The sequence below is a fragment of the Bacteroides cellulosilyticus genome (assembly GCF_020091405.1).
Taxonomy (GTDB): Bacteria; Bacteroidota; Bacteroidia; order Bacteroidales; family Bacteroidaceae; genus Bacteroides.
The window spans coordinates 3,925,593-3,944,788 of the sequence record NZ_CP081903.1 but is presented as its reverse complement, the minus strand read 5'-3'; the positions used below and the strand labels follow the sequence as shown (position 1 = coordinate 3,944,788).

At 41.7% G+C, this 19,196-nt stretch carries 18 protein-coding genes and 1 tRNA gene; 8 read left to right on the top strand and 11 right to left on the bottom strand.

The window, feature by feature from the left end; translation table 11 throughout:
* Positions 1-23: 23 nt before the first annotated feature.
* Positions 24-626, bottom strand: coding sequence for a DUF6621 family protein (locus tag K6V21_RS14530; protein WP_217713871.1), 603 nt, complete (start codon positions 624-626; stop codon positions 24-26).
* 938 nt (positions 627-1,564) lie between these two features.
* Here K6V21_RS14530 and clpB point away from each other — a divergent pair.
* Complete coding sequence (gene clpB, locus K6V21_RS14525) at positions 1,565-4,153, top strand: ATP-dependent chaperone ClpB (protein WP_224319049.1); 2,589 nt, start codon at positions 1,565-1,567, stop codon at positions 4,151-4,153.
* A 60-nt stretch (positions 4,154-4,213) separates the two neighbouring features.
* Here the strand turns inward: clpB and K6V21_RS14520 are convergent, their stop codons facing one another.
* From K6V21_RS14520 to nusB, 6 genes are all read right to left on the bottom strand, one after another.
* Positions 4,214-4,450: a hypothetical protein gene (locus K6V21_RS14520; RefSeq protein ID WP_044265022.1), complete on the bottom strand. Its 237-nt coding sequence runs from the start codon at positions 4,448-4,450 to the stop codon at positions 4,214-4,216.
* A 426-nt stretch (positions 4,451-4,876) separates the two neighbouring features.
* Entirely contained in the window at positions 4,877-5,311 is a 435-nt protein-coding gene (locus K6V21_RS14515) for a DUF5606 domain-containing protein (protein ID WP_044265021.1), read from the bottom strand.
* A 79-nt stretch (positions 5,312-5,390) separates the two neighbouring features.
* Positions 5,391-6,029 carry a dephospho-CoA kinase gene (gene coaE / locus K6V21_RS14510; protein WP_224319048.1) on the bottom strand — a complete coding sequence of 213 codons (639 nt, stop codon included), beginning with the start codon at positions 6,027-6,029 and terminating at the stop codon, positions 5,391-5,393.
* Positions 6,019-7,038 (bottom strand): CdaR family protein, encoded by a 1,020-nt coding sequence (locus tag K6V21_RS14505; protein WP_217713874.1) that lies wholly within the window; start codon positions 7,036-7,038, stop codon positions 6,019-6,021. Before K6V21_RS14505 ends, coaE begins: the two co-directional genes overlap by 11 nt.
* A gap of 18 nt (positions 7,039-7,056) precedes the next feature.
* Complete coding sequence (yajC, locus tag K6V21_RS14500; protein WP_007213184.1) at positions 7,057-7,386, bottom strand: preprotein translocase subunit YajC; 330 nt, start codon at positions 7,384-7,386, stop codon at positions 7,057-7,059.
* A 39-nt stretch (positions 7,387-7,425) separates the two neighbouring features.
* Positions 7,426-8,352: a transcription antitermination factor NusB gene (nusB, locus tag K6V21_RS14495; RefSeq protein WP_007213183.1), complete on the bottom strand. Its 927-nt coding sequence runs from the start codon at positions 8,350-8,352 to the stop codon at positions 7,426-7,428.
* Between the two features lie 172 nt (positions 8,353-8,524).
* Between nusB and K6V21_RS14490 the strand changes: the two genes are divergently transcribed.
* From K6V21_RS14490 to K6V21_RS14470, 5 genes are all read left to right on the top strand, one after another.
* Positions 8,525-8,953, top strand: a complete 429-nt coding sequence (locus K6V21_RS14490; protein WP_044265015.1) for a PUR family DNA/RNA-binding protein — start codon at positions 8,525-8,527, stop codon at positions 8,951-8,953.
* 126 nt (positions 8,954-9,079) lie between these two features.
* Positions 9,080-9,670, top strand: coding sequence for a 50S ribosomal protein L25/general stress protein Ctc (locus tag K6V21_RS14485; protein WP_044265013.1), 591 nt, complete (start codon positions 9,080-9,082; stop codon positions 9,668-9,670).
* A gap of 191 nt (positions 9,671-9,861) precedes the next feature.
* Positions 9,862-10,425 (top strand): aminoacyl-tRNA hydrolase, encoded by a 564-nt coding sequence (gene pth / locus K6V21_RS14480; protein WP_007215890.1) that lies wholly within the window; start codon positions 9,862-9,864, stop codon positions 10,423-10,425.
* A 40-nt stretch (positions 10,426-10,465) separates the two neighbouring features.
* Positions 10,466-10,885, top strand: a complete 420-nt coding sequence (locus K6V21_RS14475; RefSeq protein ID WP_022208384.1) for an RNA-binding S4 domain-containing protein — start codon at positions 10,466-10,468, stop codon at positions 10,883-10,885.
* A gap of 28 nt (positions 10,886-10,913) precedes the next feature.
* Positions 10,914-11,900 carry a Gfo/Idh/MocA family protein gene (locus K6V21_RS14470; protein ID WP_044265008.1) on the top strand — a complete coding sequence of 329 codons (987 nt, stop codon included), beginning with the start codon at positions 10,914-10,916 and terminating at the stop codon, positions 11,898-11,900.
* Between the two features lie 41 nt (positions 11,901-11,941).
* On the opposite strand, the gene K6V21_RS14465 is transcribed toward K6V21_RS14470, so the two are convergent.
* Both K6V21_RS14465 and K6V21_RS14460 read right to left on the bottom strand, forming a co-directional pair.
* The gene (locus K6V21_RS14465) at positions 11,942-12,367 is read right to left on the bottom strand and encodes an HIT family protein (RefSeq protein WP_007213177.1); all 426 of its coding nucleotides are present in this window, start codon (positions 12,365-12,367) and stop codon (positions 11,942-11,944) included.
* A gap of 53 nt (positions 12,368-12,420) precedes the next feature.
* Complete coding sequence (locus tag K6V21_RS14460; protein WP_217713875.1) at positions 12,421-14,691, bottom strand: cation:proton antiporter; 2,271 nt, start codon at positions 14,689-14,691, stop codon at positions 12,421-12,423.
* A 129-nt stretch (positions 14,692-14,820) separates the two neighbouring features.
* Between K6V21_RS14460 and K6V21_RS14455 the strand changes: the two genes are divergently transcribed.
* Positions 14,821-15,150: a thioredoxin family protein gene (locus K6V21_RS14455; protein ID WP_022208383.1), complete on the top strand. Its 330-nt coding sequence runs from the start codon at positions 14,821-14,823 to the stop codon at positions 15,148-15,150.
* Between the two features lie 103 nt (positions 15,151-15,253).
* On the opposite strand, the gene K6V21_RS14450 is transcribed toward K6V21_RS14455, so the two are convergent.
* Both K6V21_RS14450 and K6V21_RS14445 read right to left on the bottom strand, forming a co-directional pair.
* Positions 15,254-18,151: a triple tyrosine motif-containing protein gene (locus tag K6V21_RS14450; protein WP_224319047.1), complete on the bottom strand. Its 2,898-nt coding sequence runs from the start codon at positions 18,149-18,151 to the stop codon at positions 15,254-15,256.
* 96 nt (positions 18,152-18,247) lie between these two features.
* Positions 18,248-18,321: transfer RNA gene (locus K6V21_RS14445), tRNA-Thr, on the bottom strand.
* A gap of 240 nt (positions 18,322-18,561) precedes the next feature.
* On the opposite strand from K6V21_RS14445, the gene K6V21_RS14440 reads away from it, so the two are divergent.
* On the top strand, positions 18,562-19,110 hold the full coding sequence (locus tag K6V21_RS14440) for a DUF4199 domain-containing protein (protein ID WP_007213164.1): 549 nt from the start codon (positions 18,562-18,564) through the stop codon (positions 19,108-19,110).
* Positions 19,111-19,196 lie beyond the last annotated feature (86 nt).

The window sequence follows — 19,196 nt, the reverse complement described above, 5'->3', positions numbered from 1 at the left end:
CGATTAGTGATAAGTAACAGACATTATTCCAGTTCTTCGGCCTTGATGCCCAATGCACGCATCATGGAGTAACCCAGTAAATCCCATTTGCAACCAAGGGGATGCGCAGGTTCATCCATATTGAAAAGGAACAATCCTTTTGAGTTTTCAGTATCAGCATTTCTTAAATGCTCATCCAAAACTTCCATTAATTTAGCACCGTAATCATCAATAAACGGAACCAGCATAAGCCGCTTAACATCGGCAGAGTTAAGTGCTATATTCAGCAGATCAAGATAGAGATTTGCCCGTGGAACCAATCCTTCAGAAGATACAGAAGTAAATGTAAACTCACCTAACTGATTTGTATAGCCTACCCCGTTCAAATCTTTATTCAAATCAGACGGATCGCAGTGAAGCAACTTATTGCTCTGGCTGTCATGTACAAAAAGTACTTCTATGTTATTGTCCTTATCACGAACACCGGAGTCGAGTGCCAGATAAGAAGCCCACTCTTCTACATAAATATTCTGCAACGGACGTCCCAACTGCAACTCAAAATATCTCTTCAGATCTTTAACTACGTCATTAAAGTATGCTACGTCCACCAGTATCACATTCTCTGCGAGCTTTACATTTTCTGCCATAATCTATTCTATTCTATTTTTGAGGGATAAAGATACAATATTCCTTTCAGCCCTGCACTAGTTTTTACTCAAAATTTACACATTAGTATATTTTAGTAATGCTTAGAAAATAAGATTCTCTGGGATTTCGTCACTGCTCTTTCATAAAAAGATAATCGCTGAAAAGAAACTCATATTGTCGAGTTTATATCAATATTTCCTACATCCTACACCCGCTATTGTTTTTATCTGGTTATCAAATAGATAGATGGTGTAGGAAGTAGCGTAGGAAGGTGTAGGAAAGTTGCATCCTACACCGAAAAACAGAAAAAAAGAGCGTTTTTATGTTTGTAATTCACTAATTCACAAGTCCTTAATATGCATTATGCAAACTTTGTTCGAATTGATGCAAATACCTCCTTTTTTAGCCTGAATTATTCATCGCAGGTGTTAAAGGAGTATCACTTCGTTAGGAATTAAGGAGTTATACTCCATTATCTCATTATTATAGAAAGCAGAATTATAGAGGAGAAACTTGATATGATCCTTCCTTTTCCCCTTAAAGCCTTAAAGTTAATGTCATTATGCTATAAGCAAAACCTTGTCTTCCGGTTGAGGGCTGTCCGTCCCTCAATTGCGGGCTACACAGCCCCCATATGGAAAACGTATAGCCCGCAACTGTGGGACGAAGTTTTGCTACGGGCAAAAGAACGAAAACAATAAGGCAAAGCGTGGTTTTCATACGACTTTCTTCCCATTCTACTTATTGTTCCTAAGGATTCTATTGTGGAATCTATACGCCTGATGCGTCAGATATATCAATAGCATGGCACAATAAAGACATTTTGGCATTATCTTTCATCTTTTAACTGTAAAATTGTCAGGTACAGGCTATTGGCAAATCTTTTGCGCCCATTCAAGTGTTATTGAAAATGAAAAATAGAAAGGAGATATAAGATATGAACTTTAACAACTTTACCATTAAATCGCAAGAGGCGGTGCAAGAAGCGCTGAACCTGGCCAAGAGCCGTGGACAGCAGGCTATCGAGCCGGTTCATGTTATGCAGGGGGTGATGAAGGTGGGCGAAAACGTCACTAACTTCATTTTCCAGAAACTGGGCATGAACGGACAGCAGATCGCACTCGTCCTTGACAAACAAACTGATTCATTACCCAAAGTTTCGGGCGGAGAGCCTTACCTGAGTCGTGAAACGAACGAAGTATTCCAGAAGGCTACCCAGTATTCCAAAGAGATGGGTGACGAATTTGTTTCACTGGAACATTTGCTGTTGGCATTGCTGACTGTAAAAAGCACAGTTGCCACCATCCTGAAAGATGCGGGAATGACGGAGCACGAGCTTCGAGGAGCCATCACAGAACTGCGCAAAGGAGAAAAAGTTACTTCACAATCCAGCGAGGATACTTATCAGTCACTGGAAAAGTATGCCATCAACCTGAATGAAGCCGCCCGAAGCGGAAAGCTCGACCCGGTTATCGGCCGTGATGAAGAAATCCGTCGTGTATTGCAAATCCTGAGTCGCCGTACCAAAAACAATCCTATATTAATAGGTGAACCGGGTACCGGTAAGACTGCCATTGTGGAAGGACTTGCCCACCGTATCCTGCGTGGTGACGTGCCGGAGAATCTGAAGAACAAGCAAGTTTACTCACTGGATATGGGTGCGCTGGTTGCCGGAGCAAAGTATAAAGGTGAATTTGAAGAACGTCTGAAAGCCGTTATCAATGAGGTGAAGAAATCAGAAGGGGATATCATTCTCTTCATTGATGAAATTCACACGCTGGTTGGTGCCGGAAAGGGTGAAGGTGCCATGGATGCTGCCAATATTCTGAAACCTGCATTAGCGCGCGGTGAGTTAAGAAGCATCGGTGCAACAACTCTTGACGAGTATCAAAAATACTTCGAAAAAGATAAGGCACTGGAGCGTCGTTTCCAGATTGTATACGTGAACGAACCGGATACATTGAGCACCATCTCCATCTTGCGTGGATTGAAGGAGCGTTACGAGAATCATCATCATGTACGGATTAAAGATGACGCCATCATAGCTGCCGTAGAGCTGAGCAACCGCTATATCACAGATCGTTTCTTGCCGGATAAGGCTATCGACCTGATGGATGAAGCCGCTGCCAAGTTACGTATGGAAGTAGACTCCGTACCGGAGGAACTGGATGAAATTTCACGTAAGATCAAACAACTGGAGATTGAGCGCGAAGCCATCAAACGCGAAAACGATAAACCGAAGTTGGAACAAATCGGTAAGGAACTTGCCGAACTGAAAGAACAGGAAAAATCGTACAAAGCCAAATGGCAAAGTGAAAAGACATTGGTCAACAGAATCCAGCAGAATAAGGTTGAAATAGAAAACCTTAAATTCGAAGCTGACAAAGCTGAACGTGAGGGAGATTACGGTAAAGTTGCCGAAATCCGTTACGGTAAGTTGCAGGCTTTGAATCAGGAAATTGAGGATACTCAAAAGGAGCTCCATGCCATGCAGGGCGACAAAGCCATGATTAAGGAAGAAGTAGATGCCGAAGACATTGCAGATGTAGTATCCCGTTGGACAGGCATCCCCGTCAGCAAGATGCTGCAAAGCGAAAAGGATAAACTGTTGCATCTGGAAGATGAACTTCACCAGCGTGTCATCGGACAGGATGAAGCCATTGAAGCTGTTGCCGATGCCGTACGTCGTAGTCGTGCAGGTCTGCAAGATCCGAAACGTCCGATTGGTTCGTTTATCTTCCTCGGTACCACCGGTGTGGGTAAAACGGAACTTGCCAAAGCACTCGCTGAATTCCTATTTGATGATGAAAGCATGATGACGCGTATCGACATGAGTGAATATCAGGAAAAGCATAGTGTGTCACGCCTGGTTGGAGCGCCTCCGGGATATGTAGGCTATGATGAAGGTGGACAATTGACTGAAGCTATTCGTCGTAAACCATACTCAGTCGTGCTATTCGATGAAATAGAAAAGGCGCATCCGGATGTATTCAACATCTTGCTGCAAGTATTGGATGACGGACGATTGACAGACAATAAGGGACGTGTGGTAAACTTCAAGAACACCATCATCATTATGACGTCCAACATGGGAAGTGCTTACATTCAGAGTCAGATGGAAAAGCTGAATGGTACTAACAAGGAACAAGTGATTGAAGAAACGAAGAAGGAAGTGATGAATATGTTGAAAAAGACAATTCGCCCGGAATTCCTAAACCGTATTGATGAGACAATCATGTTCCTGCCCCTGAATGAAAGCGAAATCAAGCAGATTGTAGTACTCCAGATAAAAGGTGTACAAAAGATGCTGGCCCAGAATGGTGTGGAACTGATATTGACGGATGGAGCTATAGAGTTCTTAACAAAGGTCGGATATGATCCGGAATTTGGTGCCCGTCCGGTGAAACGAGCCATCCAACATTACTTACTGAATGACTTGTCGAAAAAGCTGCTCGCTCAGGAAGTAGACCGCAGTAAACCAATTATAGTAGACGCCGGTGGTGAAGGACTGATATTCAAAAACTAAACTAAAATATCCGCAAATAAAAAAAGCTGTCTTGCCGCTGAAAGCAAGGCAGCTTTTTTATTATTCTATAACGAGCTGCTTAACAACTGGTACGGACAACGCATGCGTTACAACCAACACATACTCTCCAGAACATGGCAAATCAAACGAAGCGTTCTCTTCCCTCGCCTGTTTTACCTCAATCACCTTCCCCCGGATATGATATAAACAAAGCGTAGCGTTCGGCAACACTCCATCCACATATATCTTACCAGCGGCTTTATCCACCTGTACTGTTACGCTCTTATGCTCTTCCATCTTAATTAATGCCAGCCTCAAGTCCCCCTTAAAGGCAATAAATTCATATAAAAAAAGCGTGGGAACTGCTGTTATTACTGTACCTGGGGCTCTGGACTGCCACTATTCAAATAATATACAACAGCCCACGCTCCGTACTATACATTTGAATATGCATATACAACAGAGCATGAGCGTTTGTTGTCTATCATCCTTGAATAGCATGAAATTGTCCAGATCTCAAGTACAAGATAATATTAAACGCTTTTATCCATAATTATCCTTCAATCTTTGTGAGAGAGGCCACCGCCCACTCCGCATCTCAGGATGGCAACAAAGGTATAAAAAAAGTAATCAAAATTAAAGATACCGCATAAAAAAAAGCGGATTATTCGGGATGACCCTGATAATCCGCCTTTTCTGTTAAAAGAACAGTTTATTTTAAATTTATTCTTCCGTCTTTTCTTCTTCTGTAACTTCTGCTTCCGCAGTATTTTCAAAATCAGTTATTCCACAAGCAACTAACAGATTGTACCAGGAAATAAGCTTTTTGATATCAGCCAGATATACACGATCGCGATCAAAAGTCGGCAAAACTTCACCCAGATAAGCACGAAGTTCATCAGCGGTAGCTTTCTTTAAATCCATTACTACGGCAGCACCGTTTTCTTTCTCTTTCATAGCAGTCAACACATCCTTCAAAGGTACGTCGTCCGTATCCGTATACATGGCAATATCACCCAAAGAGATTATTTTCTCGTTACCATAAGCGGGGAAGCGTTTCTTGTCCGTGAGAGACTCTACGATCAACATATTTCTACCTTGTGAAATGAGTTTATACAATCCCGGTTTACCGGAAATAGACAAAATAGTCTTCAACATAGTATGTTCTATTTTTTTATTAGTAATATTTTATTTTTTCGGTGGGCAAAGATAGTGCAAACCGAGAGTAAAAGCAAATTTATTTGTTTTTACCGAGGTGCAGCCTATTTTCGCTTAAGCAAAGGTAAGCAATATTTTTAGATAGAGAAGTTATTACCTCTAAAACCTGCGGAATTAACGGAGTTTCACCGTCGTTTACAATTACAAAATCAGCCTGAGTACGCTTCTCTTCATCACTCATTTGGCTACGAACACGGCGTTCTATCAATTCGCGAGGAGCGGTGTCACGCTGCATGGCACGCATGATGCGAACTTCTTCGGGCGCATAAACCAGAACCACAGCATCTACTTCGCCTGCAAATCCTGCTTCAATCAGAATTGCAGACTCCATGCCTACTACCGGATAGGTAGTATGATGCTCTACCCACTGACGGAAATCGTCCCGTACCCGCGGATGGATAATACTGTTCACTGTACGGATATGCTCAGGATCTCCAAAAATATAGGAAGCAAGCAAAGGTTTGTTTAATTCATCACCGGTATACACCTCTTCACCCAGTAAAGCAATCAATTCACGACGGATCAAAGCATCCGAATTCGTCAACCGCTTCGACTCAATATCTGAAATATAAACAGGAATCCCCATTACTTCCAGCAAACGGGAAACAAGGCTTTTCCCACTGCCAATACCACCGGTTATTCCTATTTTAATCGCCATATTCGAAGGATACTTGCTCGATAAGAAAGTCGACCTGTTCCGGATTGATACGTATCTGATTAACTCCTTTGGGTACTGACTTCAGTTTTACTGTGTACTTCTTATCCGAACCCAGTTTCAAGAGTTCTTCATAAGAAACATTGATATGGAAATCACTTTCCGTTATCTTATTGAAACGGCTTAAACCAACCTGAAAGGTGACACTGACTTTCGAAGGGAACGCACGCAACACTTTTCCTGCCGGAAAGTTAACTCCCCGCAAGGGAACTTCCACCGTTTTCTCAGTATAAATATCTACCGGAAAAACCATTTCTACCGAAGCGGGCACAAACTTAATTCCTCTTGGAGCCAACAGAGGAACCTGTTGCCTCAATGTATCGGAAATATCCTCGAATTTCACTTTTTGCGTATAAGCAACGGTTATGGTATCCAATGCTCCCTCCGGCGCATAAGCCAACACAGAATCAGGCTTGCAAACAGTATCGGATATATAATATTGCCGCCCTGCACTCACCGTGCCCTGAAGCTTTACCGGAACCAGTTTGGAAGCACCTGTAGAATAAATATACTCCAAAGTATCAGGTTTTACAGAAAGCAGTTTTGTAGATACATTCAACTGATTAAGCAACCTCTTCTCAAACTGTGAAGAGTAGATACGTACATGATTATCAGTCCCTTTATAATCAGAAAAATCCAGAGTAATAGGAAAAAAGCTCTTTCCAAGCATGTAGTTGAGCAGCACCGTGCCCTTGTCTTTCACCCGGATATGCAGTTCAGAAGGTGGTTCGGAAGTTATAACCACATTATTGGGCACTCCCTTCAAACGTACCGGAATGGAGAATTCCGTTTCATAATCATTGTTCAGCGTCTGAAGTAGCCAGAAACCACTGGCTATAAAAAAGAAGAATAAAAAAATTAAGAACTCTCTGCTCTTATCACTGAGCAGAAAGTCCTTAACTTTTCTCGCTGTTTTTAAATATATGCGTTTTATGTTCCTACGATCAATCATAGGCTCACTTATTCAAAATTATTTAGCAGCCTGATTGCTGTTAGCATCAGCAGCAGCCGCAAATATAGAATTTTTATCTATTCTAATCTTAACGTTAGAAGCGATTTCAAGTACTATATCATTGTCATTAATTTCTTTAATCACACCATGAATACCGCCGGCAGTAATCACCTTTTGGTTTACTTGAAGTGATTTACGGAAGTTTGCAATTTCTTTCTGCTTTTTGTTTTGCGGACGAATCATGAAAAAATACATGATAGCAAACATAGCAATCAAAAGAATCCACATCATGCTACCACCACCAGGGGCTGCGGCAGGAGCTTGCAAGAATACGGTCATTAAATTCATAAAATATTCGTTTTTAGTTTTTAATACTCAACAAAGGTATCAGTTTTTCGCTAACTTACCTTCTTTTTTTAATTGATTAACTATTCCGTCCAATGTACCGTTTACGAAACTTCCGCTCTTTATCGTACTATAGACTTTAGCGATCTCAACATACTCATTTAACGAAACACTTACCGGAATGTTCGGAAAACTTAGAATTTCCGCCAATGCGCATTGCATTATTATCACATCCATAAAGGCTACACGATCCAAATCCCAGTTGCGTGTATTTTCACTGATCAGATGACGGTAATAGTCACAGTTCAGTATAGCGCGACGGAACAAGCGACGGGCAAACTCCTGGTCTTCCTCATCCTTAAATTCCGGCAACAAAGTCTGGTTAGCACCATTTTTTGCCTCAAAACGTTTAATTGTCTTCAGCACGAAAGTGTCTACTATTTCTTTGTCATCATTCCAATAAAGGCTCTGATCTTCCAGCAAAACATCCAACTCTTCGTTATTAAAAACAAATGCCTTATAGAGCTTTCTCCATAGTTCACGGTCAACTTCATAAGATTTATCAGACGAAGCCATATATTCCTTATATATATCAGAAACTATAATCTTGTCATACAAACCCTTGATAAAGTCTTCGTCATTTGCCCACGAACGTTTCTGGTTGGCAGCAAACTCCATTAACTGCTTATTCACTTCCAGTTGTGAAACGAACTTGTTTTCTACGAATTTCATGTTGGGATACAACTCCTCCGCGGTCGGAGCTAACTTGGACTTTGCCGCATCAATGCGTTTTTGTGCGTAAGTCGTCAGAGCTACCATCAGCATCAGCAAATAATTATAAAGGTCATACGCTTTTGAAAGACTAAAGAATAATTCTTTCTCCGCTGAGTCTAAATTTTTACTGCCATTCTGATAATAAGCATATACAATCTGTATAATCTTAAGACGAATAAGAACTCTGTTAATCATAAATCTATTAATCAATACTGTTGTTAACGAGATGCAAAAGTAGACATTTTTAATGAGTTTACGCAAATAAATCACATTTTTTAATGCAGATATTCATTATCCGGGCTTTTTCTTTTGACAGTTTAAAAAAAATCGTCATTTTTGAAGCCAATTACAACAAGAAACCTAAAATATGGAAGACTTAAAGAAGAAAAACGGTGCGGACATGAACGATAAGGAGATTGTATTCTCCAAATCAATTAAAGCAGGTAAACGAATCTACTATCTGGATGTAAAGAAGAACAGAAAAGATGAAATGTTCCTGGCCATTACTGAAAGTAAGAAGGTAGTGACCGGTGAAGGCGAAGATTTGCAGGTAAGTTTTGAAAAACATAAGATTTTCTTATATAGAGAAGATTTTGAGAAATTCATGAACGGCCTGAACGAAGCTATTGATTTCATTAACCAGAAAGAAATGTTGGAAGTTATAAGCGATATGAATGCAGAAGCGGATGAAAATGCAGAAGCAGAGTTGGATGCTATAGCTGAAATGAATACCAAAGGAATGGAATTGGACGGAGAAATCAAGATTGATATTGATTTTGAAGAGCCAACTCTTTGATAATTCAAAAAGAAGCTGTACTTTTGCACCGCTTTTTTGCAACATTGTGTGGCTAACCCCACATCGTGCGATGGTGAATTAAGCAACAAAACAACTTAATTTAGAGTAACACAAAAAATTTAAAAAATGAAATCAATTGAAGTAAAAGGTACTGCAAGAACTATTGCAGAACGTTCTTCGGAACAAGCAAGAGCTTTGAAAGCTATTCGTAAAGACAACGGTGTACCTTGCGTACTCTACGGAGGAAGTGAAAACATTCACTTCACTGTATCTGCTGATGGTCTGCGTAACTTGGTTTATACTCCGCACATCTATGTAGTTGACCTGGTTATCGACGGAAAAAAAATCAACGCTATCATGAAAGATATCCAATTTCACCCGGTAAAAGATACAATCCTGCACGTTGACTTCTATCAGATTGACGAATCTAAACCCATCGTAATGGAAGTTCCTGTACAGATGGAAGGTTTGGCAGAAGGTGTGAAAGCCGGTGGTAAGCTGGTATTGCAGACACGCAAACTGAAAGTGAAAGCTTTATATAACATTATTCCGGAAAAACTGACAGTAAACGTTGCTCACTTAGGTCTGGGCAAGACTGTTAAAGTTGGCGAGTTGAGCTTCGAAGGTCTGGAATTGATGAACGCAAAAGAAGCTGTTGTATGCGCAGTTAAGCTGACTCGTGCCGCGAGAGGTGCTGCCGCTACTGCTGGCAACTAATCTTTTCTTTCATTCAGTAAAGATAACATATTCCGGAACGCGGATTAACGCAGAAGACGCAGATTTCATTAATCCGCGAAGGCTGTGATAATCCGCGTTCCTTGTTTTTTATAATTATTCACCACAAGAAGAAAAAAAATTCGTGAAACTCAGTATAACTCCGTGGTGAAAAGATACAATTTCTCAGAGAAATGAAATACTTAATTGTTGGATTAGGAAATATCGGTCCTGACTATCACGAAACCCGCCATAATATAGGATTCATGGTAGTGGATGCATTAGCAAAAGAAGCAGGGGTCACTTTCAATGATGGCCGCTACGGCTTCACCACTACCCTATCCGTGAAAGGACGCCAGCTTTTACTGCTGAAACCTTCTACATTCATGAACCTCAGCGGAAATGCCGTGCGATACTGGATGCAGAAAGAGAACATTCCATTGGAAAACGTGTTAGTAATAGTAGATGATCTTGCTCTGCCATTTGGTACTTTGCGCCTGAAAGGAAAAGGTAGCGACGCCGGACACAATGGACTAAAACACATTGCAGCCATCCTGGGCACACAGAACTATGCCCGGCTCCGTTTTGGTATCGGTAACGAGTTCCCACGAGGTGGTCAGATAGATTATGTACTGGGCCACTTCACTGACGAAGACTGGAAGACCATGGACGAACGCTTAAAGACTGCAGGAGACATTATCAAAAGCTTCTGCCTGGCAGGAATTGATATTACAATGAACCAATTTAATAAGAAGTAGATAGTAGTTAACTACTTCCTACTAACTACTAAAAAACAATATGAGTGAAGCAAGAATAGATAAATGGATGTGGGCTGTACGTATTTTCAAGACACGTACCATTGCCGCCGAAGCATGTAAGAAAGGACGCATCAGTATCAATGGAGGATTAGCAAAAGCTGCCCGTACAGTGAAACCAGGTGACGTGATACAAGTGCGCAAACCACCTGTGACCTACTCTTTCAAAGTATTGCAAGCTATCGAGAAACGTATTGGTGCAAAGCTCGTTACGGAAATGATGGAGAACGTTACGACTCCCGATCAGTATGAACTGCTGGAGATGAGCCGTATCAGTGGTTTCATTGACCGTGCCAAAGGTGCAGGTCGTCCCACGAAAAAGGATCGCCGAACTTTGGAAGAGTTTACAACTCCCGAATTCATGGACGACTTTGATTTTGAATTCGATTTTGAGGAAGAATAAAAAAGAGTGATAATCACATTACATCATTATGAGCGAAAAGAAGATAAAATGGGGATTTATTGGTTGCGGAGAAGTGACCAAATATAAAAGTGGTCCCGCCTTCCAAAAGGTGGAAGGTTCGGAAGTGATTGCTGTCATGAGTCGCGATGGCGCCAAAGCCAAAGCTTATGCTAAGGAAAGAGGTATTCCAAAGTGGTATGATGATGCCCAGGAATTGATTGACGATGAAGATGTGAACGCTATCTACATTGCTACCCCTCCCTCTTCACACGCCACTTATGCTATCATGGCAATGAAAGCCGGCAAACCCGTATATATAGAAAAGCCTATGGCCGTAACCTACGAAGAGTGCTGCCGCATCAACCGTATTTCCAATGAAACCGGGGTTCCTTGCTTTGTGGCTTATTACCGTCGCTATCTGCCCTACTTCCTCAAAGTAAAAGAATTGATAGAGGATGGAAGCATAGGCAACGTCATCAACGTTCAAATTCGTTTTGCCCAGCCCCCCCGTGATTTAGATTACAACAAGGAGAATCTCCCATGGCGTGTACAACCAGACATTGCCGGCGGTGGCTATTTCTATGATTTAGCCCCACATCAGATTGACTTATTGCAAAACATGTTCGGTTGTATCCTCGAAGCCAGCGGATATAAAAGTAACCGTGGCGGGCTTTATCCTGCCGAAGATACTCTGAGTGCATGCTTCCAGTTTGATAACGGATTGGTAGGTAGCGGTTCCTGGTGTTTCGTAGCGCACGACTCCGCACGCGAAGACCGCATTGAAGTGATAGGAGACAAAGGAATGATTTGTTTCTCTGTATTTACTTACGACCCTATCGCCCTTCATACAGAAAAAGGAAGAGAAGAAATCCCGGTAGCTAATCCGGAACATGTACAGCAACCGCTTATCCAAGCCGTTGTCGACCACCTTTTAGGCAAATCCATCTGCACTTGCGACGGAGCAAGCGCAACGCTCACTAATTGGGCAATGGACAAAATACTGAATAAACTTTAATTAGCGACTAGGGGTGAGTGATCACTCACCCCTAATCACTATCAAAGCTCTTTCTTCACAGCCTCAATCAATTCTTTGTATTCAGCATCCGTTAAGTATACTTTTCCCGGGTTCATCTGGAAAGTACCACCGTAATCGGGACCATCTACATATTTGGGAGCAAGATGAAAGTGCAGATGTGACAACTTATCGGAATATGCACCATAATTAATCTTTTCGGGATTAAACGCTTTCTGCATGGCACGAGTTACACGCGCCACATCCTCCATAAAAGCATTACGATCTTCATCGCTCAATTCATTCAAATCATTGACGTGGTCTTTGTAAGACACAAGGCAACGCCCTCTGTATGTTTGCTCCTTAAACAAAAACACACGGGATACACTCAGTTCGGCAAACTCAATCATCAGATTGTGCAGCGTCTCGTTATTCTGACAATACAGACATTCTTTCGGATCACTTTTCATGATATTCTTGGTTTATTATTTATGTTTACGGAACAAAGATAAACTTTCCATCTTTATTCCATGTCGATATTTTCATTCTTTTGGCCGACTAATTTATACACATCGGCTTTTTCTCCCACTACCCATACCACATCATCCTCCATAAACGGCTCATGCGAATCGGGAGCATGCAAGGCTTCTTCTCCTCTCTCCACCCCTACTATAAGGCAATGATACTTCTCACGAATACCGGATTCACGCATCGTCTTGCCCAGAAATTCTGATTGCGCATCCACGCGGAACTGACGCAGGATAGTTTCACTCTTTTCAACTACATTCATATCTAGAGCAGAAGCTTTCTCCATTTCGGTACCAAACTGGTTCAGTTCTTCATCTGTACCTATGACCTGAATCTTATCTTCCGGGAAAAGCCTTACGGAAGCTCCCGGTATATTGATCCGCTTCCTTCCGCGAAGAATAGAGACGACATGTACACCAAATTGTTTTCCCAAATTAAGCTCCAGCAACGTCTTTCCCGCCCATGCCGATTCACCGGGGATTTCGAAATCCGCCAGATGCAAGTCACGGGACAACAAACGTCCTGCATATTCCGGTTTCTTCTCTCCCATATACTCGGCCCGCATATCGCGATAACGCAGATTCTGGAAGAATTTCCGCTCTATCATGATAGACTGTTTCTTTAGTTGCCGGGACAATATCATCATCGTAACCAATAAAACAGCCACACCCAACAATAAACCAACAGAGACTTCAAACAAGCCTGCTATCACAAACATCACAAAAGATACGGCTATCAGAATACGTATAACGATTGTTGCTACCAACGGTGCACGATTTCCCCGACTATCCTTCCATAAAGTTACAAATTCAGCCGAATGATTCTTTTTTATCATAATAGCCCGCAAGAATGGAGCAATAAACAGAATAGTCAGGAAAGCAGCAAGCAGCTTCCCCCAGATTCCGGGTATATGCTCCAAAAGCAACGGAACAAGAAAGCGGAAAGCTAACGCAACAACCGCAATGCTCACTATGGAATAGACAATAGTGATTCGCGTCAAAGCCAAAATAAACTTCTTCCACAGGCTCTCATGATTCATAGTCTGTGAACCGGATGAGTAATGCAACAGAAAGTTTTTCCACTTTGCCGGCAAATGAGTATCAACGAAATTTGAAGCCGGCTCGGCAAAGCGAATCATATAGGGAGTAAGAAAGGTGGTAATAACCGAAACTGCCACCACAATAGGATACAGAAAATCACTCGTCACATGGAGCGACACCCCCAACGATGCGATAATAAAAGCAAACTCACCAATCTGAGTTAAACTGAAACCGCATTGCATAGCCGTCTTCAAAGGCTGCCCAGCCAACAGCACACCCAACGTACCGAACAAGGACTGTCCCAAAATAACAGCCAGTGTTATTACAATGATAGGAAGTGCATATTCCACAATCATTGCAGGATCCACCATCATACCTACCGACACGAAGAATACGGCACCAAAAAGATCTTTCACTGGTTTCACTAACCGTTCTATACTCTCAGCCTCAACCGTTTCAGCAAGAATGGAACCCATTATAAAAGCTCCGAATGCTGCAGAGAAACCCGTATGAGCAGCCATAACCACCATACCGAAACAAAGTCCAAGGGAGACAATAAGCAGTGTTTCTTCACTCATCAACTTGCGACATCGCTTCAGCAATTCGGGTATCAGGTAGATACCGACCACAAACCAAAGTATCAGGAAAAAGAGCAGTTTTCCGATACTTTCCAGCATTTCCGAACCTTCAAAATTATGCCTTACCGCCATAGTAGACAGCATCACCATCAATACAATAGCAAGAATATCTTCCAATATCAGCACGCTAAGCACCAATCCTGTGAATTGCTTCTTACGCATTCCCAAATCATCGAACGCTTTATAAATAATGGTAGTGGAAGACATGGCAATCATACCTCCCAGAAAAATACTGTCCATACGCTGCCAGCCAAAGCCTGTACCGACGGTTATTCCCAAAAGAATCATACAGAATATGATGGTACAGGCAGCAATGATAGCCGCTCCACCAACTTTTACAATTTTCTTGAAACTAAATTCCAGTCCCAGTGCGAACAGAAGGAATATTACACCGATATCCGCCCAAGTCTGTATATTAGCCGTATCCATCACCGAGGGGGTATATGGCATATGCGGACTGGCCAGAAAGCCTGCCACTACATACCCCAGCACCAACGGCTGTTTCAGTTTCTTGAACAATAGCGTCATGATTCCTGCACAAATCAGGATCAACGCCAAGTCGTTTATTAAAGTAGCCAAGTGTGACATATTATTTGTCCTTTCATGTTTTTGCTTACAAAAGTAGCAATTTTTATAGCATTAATAATTGTAATGATAGAAACTTTTTTTCTTCCGGTATTGTTCAAAGTATAATCAATCATTTTAAAACATACCATTATGGAAGAGAAAAAAGAAGCCCGTGAAGAACGGAACAGGGAAAAGTTAGCCAATGGCGACTGGGTTATGGCAGAATTTTACGCAAGCTGGTGCCCGCATTGCAAACGCATGCAGCCTATTGTAGAAGAATTTAAAAAGGCAATGGAAGGAACCCTCGAAGTAGTGCAAGTGGATATCGACCAGGAAAGTGCCCTTGCTGATTTCTACACCATTGAGATGTACCCCACATTTATATTAATGAGGAAAGGTGAACAGCTTTGGAGACAATCGGGAGAATTGCCTTTGGAAAGATTAGAAAAGGCAGTGAAAGAGTACGAATTAAAAGCATAAAAAGAACGACTAAATGGGGATAGTACAGTTGTACTAAATCCCGCATACATATAGCTAAACTTTAGCTAAAACGTATGCGGGATTTAGTACAACGACAGTCCCCTTACAACTTATTACTTAAATAATCTGTCAAACTATCCTCACGCTCCAAACCAAACTTTTTGCGCAACCGGTAGCGGATAGTTTCAACACCACGAACAGAGATATTCAGTAAAGGAGCAATCTCTTTAGTGGAAAGATTCATTTTCAGATAGGCACACATCATGCGCTCATTATCAGAGAGATCGGGATGACGGGCATGAAGACGCTTCATAAAGTTATTATGAATCAAGTCGAACTGATCTTCGATGCGCTTCAGCACTTCATCACTTTGGATGTTGGAGTCAATTTTACCGTTTATAATCAAAAGGAGCTGCTTGCCTTCACGGGCCCCCTCCCCTTTCAGCGAGGAAGCCACTTTGAAAATCTCCGATTTGATCTCCGTCAACATCTCGTTTTTACGGACAAAGTTTATCATCAGGTTAGCCATCTCCTGGCTTTTATGCTGCAAGTCGTACTCCAGCTTTTCTTTCTCCAATTGCATAATCTGTTTCTCACGACGGGATTTTTCAGCCTCAAACTCCTTCTCCATTTCATGCAATTCTTTATCCTTTTCTACAACGGCCTGCTCTTTCTTACGCTTCACACGCACATCATCCCAACGGTAGATATACCATACTCCCAAAAGCATAAGAATGAAATAGAAGACATAAGCCGGCACACTGCGATACCAAGGCGGAAGAATACGGAAAGAAAGTTCATCCAATGAAGTAGTACCGTCCGGATAAATGGCTTTTACTTCAAAAGTATAATCACCTTCGGACAGATTACTATATTCCTTGGTATGCACAGTGGTATAGTCCGACCATGCTCCTTCATTCAAACGATACTGAAAACGAATATCATCTCCTCCAAAAGCCAAAAAAGAAAGACTATAATCGAACCTAACCGAATTGGATGTATAGTTAATAGCGAGGGATGGCTTCTTTCCAAGAAAATTAGCTGTATATATCAAAGAATCTTTAGGATAGGTAATATACATATTCCGGATATATACGGAATGGGCAAGATCTTGCCGGTGCTTCACCGCCGGAATCGTGAACAGGGCAAATCCCTCTTCATTCGGAATCACCATAAGCGAATCCGATAAAGGAACAATTGCATACGTCGGCACCAACTCAAGCAAAGACTGGGGAATGGAATTGATACTGGTATTGGCTCCCCTCTTATAAGTCCCCAGGTTAGCTATACAGATTTCATAAGGGCTCAAACTGATGAGCCGGTCATGATATTCCAATAAACGCGTATAGGGAGCAGTGCCATTCAACAAATTATTCATATCGTTGCAAGGCTCCATCATATCTTTGTGAATATTATATTTATAGATACCGTGGGAAGTGGCAAAATAAACACGACCTTCTATTTTAGCTACATAAATATCACGCTCAACCGGAAAACCTTCTGCCACACCATAGGATTTTACACTGATCTGACGGGTTAAATCCTCACTCAACTCCACACGGGTGATAATGCCGGAATTATGAACCCATAGAATCCTGGCAGACTCCTGCTCAAACAAACGGCTTGAATCAACAAATCCTTCGATCTTACAAAGCATATGCCATTCGCCCGCTTTCTTCTCCAAAAGATAAATGCCATTATACACCCCTACAAACATACGATCGGGTCGCCCCATAACCTCTTGACAGCACCAGGCACCTGTAATATCCGTGATTCTATGTATACTTGTACCTTTAATCTGAAAAATTCCACGATCATGAAGACAAAACAGATCATCACCAATCTTACAAAGGTTCCACACCTGACCACTGGATTGAGGAACGGGATGAATATCCGGTAAACTACCGTTCAGCTTCACCGGATAAGAAGTATAATAAAGTCCCCGATTGGTACCCAGATACAGATAGCCATTCTCAACAGCAGCAGCATAGCCCGTACCGTAAGAATAAGGATATGAATACAAATTGGTAAAAGGAGAGCTCAGACAAACATGATCAATACCACTATCCAAGCCCGCCCACAAATTTCCCTGGCCGTCGAAGGCAACGGAAAGCACCGTATTATTACGCAGCCCGTTATTCTCGTTGAAGTATTTCACATCCATGGTAGCGCAATCTATCAGTAATAAGCCTTTATGAATAGTTCCCAAAGCTATCTTATCATCTTGAGCAGCCACACAAAAAACTTCGTTCTCACGCATAAAGTCCTCTGCACCGGTAATAAAAGGAGCAATGGTACGACCATTATAATAAAACAGACCGTCATACGCCGTCACGATGATGATTCCCCCACCCTTATGTGGAATGATTCCACGGATACGATTGGAAGCCAGGGAATCCGCACCCTGCAATGGAAAGAAAGTATTTCCGACCAGTACCCATACACCACGATCGGTACCTATATAGAGGATACCATTCACCATATTGGAACAGTCGATCTTGGCATTCATTTCGATGGCGGTATATTTTCCATTCAGATATTTCACTACACGGTCATCGCCTTGTATATAAAGGATATTATCCGCCTCATGGATTCCCCACACATTGCCAAGCATACGAACAGAGTTGTCAAGCGTATCGGACATGCAGTGGTAAATCAGTTCGCCGTCTTCTGCCGGTTCGTAATAGCCGAATTCATTAATACCACCGGCATAGATTCTTTTCTGAATAGTGGATGCCAATACGGAACGCACATCCGAGAAGTTATTTAACGGAAATACTTTCCACACATTACCATCAAATTGCACCATACCGTTTTTATTGGCAAAATACACCCAATGGTCATCATAAGGAGCTATTTGCCAAGTTTGGGGACCTTTCCCATAAAGGCTTTTATCAAAGTTTACAATGAAGTTATTCCAACCGGCAAACGCTTTACCAAAAGGGATCAGGAAGAGAAAAACGAAGAGTACATAGAAGGTATAAGGTTGTTTTCGTATCATAATATTAGGTTTTACAGAACAAAGCTATTACTTTTTTCGCAAAAAACAAATAAAAAAAGAGATACATTCTTGTTAGAACATATCTCTTTTTCTTTGAGCCTCTTGTCGGATTCGAACCAACGACCCCGAGATTACAAATCACGTGCTCTGGCCAGCTGAGCTAAAGAGGCGGGTGGGTAAGCTTACTATATCGCGCCGCTACAACCAACTACCTTTGCTGCGATCAAGCCCTGGAGGATTCGAAGGGAGCTGGCCGTATAGGACTTACCCGTATTTTTGTTTGCGGGTGCAAAGGTATGCATTTTTATTAAACCTGCAATACTTTGCCCAAACTTTTTTCAACTTTAACAAGAATACGGGGGTTACAAACAATATTATTTATACCTTTGCGCCATTATTCCTAATGAAAGATGACAGAGAACAAAGGTTACTTACAACGATATGCCATGTTATTCGGCACTTACCTGGGAGGATTTTGGATTTTGAAGTTCATTTTATTTCCTTTAGGGTTAACTACACCGTTCCTATTTTTCCTCTTTGCAGGACTAACTCTATGCGTGCCTTTTATGGCGTATTATTATGTACGAATGTACCGTAACCAAGTTTGTGGTGGTGCCATCAGTTTTCTTCATGCATGGATTTTCACTGTATTTATGTATATGTTTGCCGCATTGCTTACGGCGGTAGCTCATTATGTATATTTCCGTTTTATTGATCAAGGGTTTGTGCTAAACACATACGAAAGCTTACTGAACAGTCTGACCAGCCATACCATACCGGGGATGGATGCCTATGTAGAGCAGTTTAAAGAAATTATAAGTGCGATGCGCTCGCTATCTCCAACAGATATCACCATGCAACTGATGTCTCAGAATGTATTCTACGGATCATTACTTGCTATCCCCACCGCCTTATTTGTCATGAAGCGCCCACCGGCAGAGCATATAGGCGGAAGATAAAGATGGATAATTAAAATGAGTGATAAAGTAAAAAAGCAGATGTGATTTCAACCCTAATTCATAATTCATAAATCATAAATCACAAG